Genomic DNA, 6734 nt, shown 5'->3' on the forward strand with positions numbered 1-6734 from the left:
GATCTCGATGCCGTCGACATTGCGCTCCTTGCCGAGCGAATAGATGTGGAACACCTTGTCGGTAAGCACGCTGAGATCGCGGATGCATTCGAGGTGCCGGACGGACGGATGGATATCGGTCGGTTCAACCGGATAGCCGCCCGTGCAGTTCAGGATGTTATGCATCTGCGCGAGCTTGAGGAAGTTGCGGTAGTCCTGCTGGTTGCCGGGCCGGCGGCCGCGATCGATGTCGGAGCAATTGGGCGCCGACGCCATCATAGAGATGATCACATTGTTGCCGCCGAAGCGCACATTGTGTGCCGGGTTGCGGGCATGGATGGTGAATTCCGACGGGCAGTGCGACACCAGTTCGAGGATCATGTCGCTGTCGAAGCGCACCCGCTCGCTGCCCTCGCGCACATCGGCGCCATGCGCCTTCATGATGCTCCGGGCTTCGTCATGCAGCACGTCGACGCCGATTTCCCGCAGCACGCGCAAGGAAGCGAGATGGATCGATTCCAGCTCGTCGTCCGAAACCAGCCTGGTTGGGGTCAGCGGGTTCTTCAGCTGGCGAAAAGCCGGCTGCTCGAACGCGGCCGAGCCGCCGGCGCGCTTTCCGGCGCGGCCGCCGCGACGGGCGCGGTCGGTGGCCAGTGCCGGTTCCAAGGGTTGTAGGGCGGCGGTCATGATGGTCCTCGTGCGATGCGATAGCGGGCGGCATAATGGACCGGCGGCTGGCCAGCCATTGCGGAGGCGGCGACCACTAGGGCGAGGGAAGCGACATGCCGGGACGGCAGCTGCGCGACCACGGCATCGCCCTGCCGTGCCGATGCGCCCGGAAGTGCCCGAGAGCAGCCGTCGGCTGAATGCGCTTATGTGGAGTGCGTTACACTTCCGTCTTTTACTTATGATATACTTGCGAGCCTAACGTCTTTGGAGGGACAGTCATGCCTGACGTCGTCAAAGTGCGCGCCGCGACGAACAACGAGGTCGCGTTCCTTTCCTGGGATATAGACGGGATGATCTCGGGCTGCCTTGGCTTCGAGATCGTGCGCATCTATCCCGACACCGGGGTAGAACGCTGCCTGGCCTCCTGGGTGCCTTTCAAGGGACAGCGCAATCCGAGATGGATTCCCCAGGACACCGGCGTCTGGCCGGTGCAGAAGACATTCTGGCGCGATCTGACCGTGCGGCGGCGCCGCGACAGCATCGACGTCAGGCCAGACGGCGAGATGATAGCCTACCGGGTGCGTCCGGTGGGCGACATGAAGCCTGGCCTCGATCCCGTACCGGTGCGGCCCGATCAGGTCGTCGATGGCAAACCCGCCTATACCGGGCCGGCACGGCCGCTGGGCTATCTCGGCCACGGCGCGGTCAGTCCGCCAATCTTCCTCGGACAGATGTTCGGCAAGGCGCGTGTCGCCTTCACCAATGGCGTGCTGTCGACGCAATGGATGTCGCACGCGTTGCAGGAGGCCGGCATCAAGGTCGGGCAGCGCGAGAAGATCGCTGCGATCCTGCAGGATCCGACCAGCAAGATACGCGCCTATCTGCACGGCGATGTGCCAGATGTGCTGACCAGTCTCATGAAACGGGCCAAGACCGAGGGTGGCACGGTCAGGCTTGCGCTCTATGAACTTGGCGATGACGAATTGTGCGATGCTATCATCGCCGCGAAGGATATCGTCGAGGTTATCCTTTCCAATTCTGGCAGGGACGACCAGACCAAGGCCTGGGACGCCGGTAACGCGCCATACAGGAAGCGCTTGCACGACGCGGGCGTCGTGGTGACGGACCGCCTGTTCAACAACAACCACATCGGCCACAACAAGTTTGCCGTCTACCGCGATCCCCAGGGCAAGCCGCAAGCGGTGATGACCGGCAGCACCAACTGGACGTCGACAGGCATCTGCGGACAGTCCAACAACGCCTTCATCCGCGACGACCCTGATATGGCCGAGATCTTCGACGCCTATTGGCAGCGCATGAAGGCCGATGTGTTCCCGCCGCCGGCCTCGGAAAGCGCCGCCGGTCATGTCGCGCAGACGCAAGGCGTGCCCTTCCGCCGGGAAAACCACAGGCCAAATTCGCTGAACGGCGCCACGGCGGCGCTGGACGGCATGACGGTATGGTTTTCACCCAACGACCCCGACCGCAACAAGAAGGACATCTCGGTGCGGCCGGTCGACCTCGAGGACGTCTTTGCCCGCATCAAGGCGGCGAAGCGCGCGGTGCTGTTCCTGGTGTTCAATCCTTCATTGCTGGGCGACAACTCGATCGTCGACCAGGCGGTGGCGGCAGCGATGGCCGATCCGAAGCTGATCGTGCAGGGCGCGATCAGCGACGAGACCGCCATGCCCAACTATGTCGCGCCGACCAAGGATCCGGTCACCCACAAGTCGAACAAGGACGGCAAGTCGCCATTCGTTTTTCCGGAGAAAGTCTGGGAGGCGCCGAACGTCTCGATCGTGCGGGCGGCAAACCTGACCGGCGCGACGATCGCCCGCGATTTCCAGGCGGAGGTGCTGACCGTCGGCCATGCGATCGTGCACGACAAGATCGTCATCATCGATCCGATGGAAGACAACGCCACCGTCATCACCGGCAGCCATAACCTCGGCTATAAGGCGTCCTACGAAAATGACGAGAACCTGGTGATCGTCGAGGGCGACAAGACCTTCGCCGCCGCCTACGCGGTGCACATGCTCGACGTGTTCGATCACTACAAGTTCCGCGCTTGGCGCCGGACGATCGGCAAGGGACCTTCCGACGATGACGGGATCGCCACCGATGACAAGTGGTTGAAGCCTTACGCCGACGGCAAGAAGGGCGCTATCGCCCGGTATTTTCCGTAGCGTCGGCCGAGCCGGGCACTTGCCGCCGTTCAATCAGGAACCATTCGGCTTCGGCCAACCGGACGGGCTCGTTGGCGCAAGCGGATTTCGGTGGCCGGCCCTTCCTTTCCCCAAGTCGAACCCGTAGCTAGTCGGGCTTGCAGGCCGGATGGCCAGCATTTCATATGGATGACAGCATCAGCATGGTCGCGACCGGCTCGAGCGAAGGCGAAGCGGGAACGCAGTGGGCAGCGCTTGCCGGCGTCACAGCGGCACTTGCCATGTTCGGCGCGGCGCAAGGGCTGAGCTCGCCGCTGTTCACACTGCTGATGCAGAAACAAGGCATGTCGCCGGCACTAATCGGCCTGTCGGCGGCGATGATGCCGCTCGGCCTGATCCTGTCGGCTTCCTTCGTGCCGGCGGCGGTGCGGCTGGTCGGCGCACGCAACCTGGCGGTCGGCTGCTCGCTGACCGGCGCGCTCTGCTTCCTGGGCATCGGTTATCTGCAGGACTGGGTGGCCTGGTTCGTCATCCGCTTCATCATCGGCGTGGTCATCAACCCGCTCTACATCCTGGGCGAGGTGTGGGCGCTGTCGCTGGCGCCGCCGTCGCGTCGCGGCAGGGTGATGGGTGTCTTCAACACGCTGATGGGCGCCGGTTACGCGGCCGGGCCATTCGCGCTGACCCTGCTAGGCACGTCGGGCTGGGCGCCCTTCCTGGTCGGTGTCGCCGGCTTCACGCTCTGTGCGGTGATCCTGCACGCCGTCTCGTCAAAGCTCACCGGTTTCGAGGATGACGGTCAGCCTGCCAGCGGCCTTGTCGGCTTCGCCAAGGTGGCGCCCGCGCTGCTGCTTGCTGTTCTGGTTTCGGCGGCGGTCCAGCAGAGCACCTATGCGCTGGTCCCGGTCTTCGGCGCCAGTTACGGTCTGGCGGAAGCCGTGCTGGCCTCGCTGGTGATGGCGCTTTCGCTGGGCAACATCCTGCTGCAGATTCCGCTCGGCCTTCTGGCGGAGCGTTTTGGCGGCCGCGCCATGATCATCGTCTGTGCTCTGGCGACCGCCACCTGCGCAGCCCTGCTGCCGTTGTTGATCATGACGCCGCTGATCTGGGTGGTGCTGCTGGTGATGGGCGCTGTCGGCTACGGCGTCTACACCATGGCGCTGGTCGAACTCGGCAGCCGGTTCAAGGGCTCGGTGCTGGTCGCCGGCAACGCGACCTTTGCGCTGATGTGGGGTGCCGGCGGCATCGTCGGCCCACCCGGTGCCGGCCTGCTCATGCAAGGCATCGGCCCGCTCGGCCTGCCGGTCGTGATCGCCGGCCTCGACGCGGTGCTGGTGTTGTTCGCGCTGTATCGCTCATCGGTGCGCCGAGCTTCCTGACAGGCCCAACCTCCTGACAAGCCCAGCCTCCTGACAAGCATCGTCTGGAGCAAGCGGTTTTCGGCCGCCGGGGGCTTACCACCATCCAACTCAATCGCTAATCCTGCAGCCCGATAATGGTGCGCACAATGACTCTGGCGGAATCGAACGACGACGAGACGATGCAATGGGCCGCGATTACCGGTGTGATCGCGACCGTCTCGGTGTTCGCCATCGCGCAGGGGCTGTCCTATCCGCTGTTGAGCTTCATCCTGCAGCGCCAGGGCGTTTCTCCGGCGATGATTGGCCTGTCGGCGGCGATGACGCCGGTCGGCTTCATCCTATCGTCGCCGCTGATCCCGGCGCTGGCGCGCCGGTTCGGGGCAGGGCGCACCGCGCTCATTTGTGCTGCTCTGTCAGCAATCGTGCTGGCGCTGATTGGCTGGACGCAGAATGTCTACCTATGGTTTCCGCTGCGCTTCCTGATCGGCGTGGTGACCAATCCGCTCTATGTGCTGAGCGAGATCTGGGTGATCGCGCTGGCGCCGCCGGCGCGACGCGGCCGCGTCATGGGTGTCTATTCGACGGTCATCTCGGCCGGTTTCGCGGCTGGGCCGTTGTGCTTGCTTGCCGTCGGCACGCAAGGCTGGCCGCCCTTCCTCGTCGGCATTTTTGCCTTCGTGCTGTGCGGCATCTGCCTGGCCTCGGTGCTGCCGCGGCTGCCGAAGGTCGACGAAGCCGGGCATCAGGTTTCCGTTCTGGGCTTCGTGCCGCTGGCCTGGCTGCTGTTGTTTGCCGTCGTTGTGGCCGCCGGCTTCGAGCAGGGCGCGCTGGCCTTGCTGCCGGTCTATGGCACTCATCACGGCATCACTGAGACCCGCATGTCGGCGCTGCTGTCGGTGATGATCGCCGGCAACATCGCCATGCAGGTGCCGCTCGGCCTGCTGGCCGAAAGGCTTTCTGCGCGCCTGGTGCGGCTTGCCTGCGTCGCGATCACGGTGCTCGGCTGCCTGCTCCTGCCGCTTCTCATCGAGTCATCACTGATCTGGCCGATGATCTTTGTCTGGGGCGCGGTTTCCTACGGCATCTACACGATGTCGATCATCGAGCTCGGCGAGCGCTTCACCGGCTCGACACTGGTCGCCGGCAATGCCGCCTTCTCGCTGATGTGGGGCGTCGGCGGCATCGCCGTGCCGCCGCTGGCGGGCACCGCCATGGACATCTTGGGTGCGAGAGGTCTGCCGATCACGCTTGGCCTGATGTGCCTGGCGCTGGCCATCGCAAGCCTGGTTGGTCGGCGGAAAGCCTTAATCGTGCGCTGAACATATTGAATACCGGACACGGCATATCGATGTTGGCAGTGCCAAAAGCGACACGTTTATCGGAGACCTCATGACCAAGCCCGCCACCAAGACGCCCAATTCCGCTCCTTCGACCGACGATCCGTTTCTCTGGCTGGAGGACAGGACAGCCAAGCAGTCGCTCGACTGGGTGCATCGCCAGAACGAGGTCACGGTTGGCGAGCTGCAGGGCGATCCGTCCTATCAGGCGTCGTTCCAGACCGCGCTCGACCTGATGACGGCGGAGGACAACATCGCAGTCGGCGCCGCCATTGCCGGCCATGTCTACAATTTCTGGCAGGACAAGACCAATGTGCTCGGCCTCTGGCGCCGCACGACGGTCGCTTCCTACAAGACCGAGAAGCCCGACTGGGAAACGATCATCGACTTCGACCAGCTTGCGGCGAAGGAGGGGACCAAATGGGTTTTTGGCGGCGCAAGCCGACTCTATCCGGACTTCAACCGCTGCCTGGTCTCGATGTCGCCGGATGGCGGCGACGCCAGCGAGATGCGCGAATTCGACATCGCGACTAAATCCTTTGTGGAAGGCGGGTTTCGCGCACCCGCTTCAAAGTCGGGCTTCGGCTGGCTCGACAAGGACACCGTGATTGTTTCCGCCGCGTTCGAAGAGTCCGACAAGACCGACTCCGGTTATCCGCGCGTGATCAAGCTCTGGAAGCGCGGCACCAAGCTTGAGGACGCGACACCGATCTTCGAGGCGCAGAAAGAGGATCTCGCTGTTGGTGCCGCCCTGGAGTACGACGGTGACAGACGCTATCTGATCTTGGCCCGGACGCTGAATTTCTTCGCCTCACACATCTTCCTGCGGCTGCCTTCCGGCGAAAACAAACAGCTGCCACTGCCGGACGACATGACCGATACGGCAATATTCAAGGATCAGCTCGTGTTCGGCGTGCGCAGTCCGTGGACAGCGCCCGACGGCACGGTTTGCAAGCCTGACGGCCTCTATTCGCTGGATCTGGCGTACTGGGTCGAGACCGGCGCGCTCGGACCTGTGGAAACCTTGTTCGAGCCCGCATATCGCGTTTCCATCGCCGGCATTGCCCGTACGCAGGACCGGCTGTTCATCAACCTGATGGACAATGTGCGCGGCAAGGTCATCGTCTGCGATCGCAGGGATGGCGGCTGGTCTCTGAAACCGGTGGCGCTGCCCGAAAACGGCAATGTCGGCATCAGCCATGCCGAGCATTTCGGCTCGACCG

The 6734-nt window shown here is 63.7% G+C and carries 4 protein-coding genes and 1 pseudogene; 4 read left to right on the forward strand and 1 reads right to left on the reverse strand.

The window, feature by feature from the left end; genetic code table 11:
* A partial coding sequence (locus tag EN935_RS16755) for a trimethylamine methyltransferase family protein (protein ID WP_206534528.1) occupies positions 1–666 on the reverse strand: 666 nt, incomplete at its 3' end.
* Positions 667–926: 260 nt separating this feature from the next.
* Here EN935_RS16755 and EN935_RS16760 point away from each other — a divergent pair.
* From EN935_RS16760 to EN935_RS16775, 4 genes and pseudogenes are all read left to right on the forward strand, one after another.
* Positions 927–2834 carry a phospholipase D-like domain-containing protein gene (locus EN935_RS16760; RefSeq protein WP_127263096.1) on the forward strand — a complete coding sequence of 636 codons (1908 nt, stop codon included), beginning with the start codon at positions 927–929 and terminating at the stop codon, positions 2832–2834.
* Positions 2835–3016: 182 nt separating this feature from the next.
* The gene (locus EN935_RS16765) at positions 3017–4192 is read left to right on the forward strand and encodes an MFS transporter (protein WP_127373452.1); all 1176 of its coding nucleotides are present in this window, start codon (positions 3017–3019) and stop codon (positions 4190–4192) included.
* A 128-nt stretch (positions 4193–4320) separates the two neighbouring features.
* The gene (locus EN935_RS16770; protein WP_127263095.1) at positions 4321–5493 is read left to right on the forward strand and encodes an MFS transporter; all 1173 of its coding nucleotides are present in this window, start codon (positions 4321–4323) and stop codon (positions 5491–5493) included.
* A gap of 70 nt (positions 5494–5563) precedes the next feature.
* A pseudogene (locus EN935_RS16775) lies at positions 5564–6734 on the forward strand (prolyl oligopeptidase family protein); the annotation flags it as partial.

The sequence above is a fragment of the Mesorhizobium sp. M7D.F.Ca.US.004.03.1.1 genome (genome assembly GCF_003998635.1).
In the GTDB taxonomy this organism is placed as follows: domain Bacteria; phylum Pseudomonadota; class Alphaproteobacteria; order Rhizobiales; family Rhizobiaceae; genus Mesorhizobium; species Mesorhizobium loti.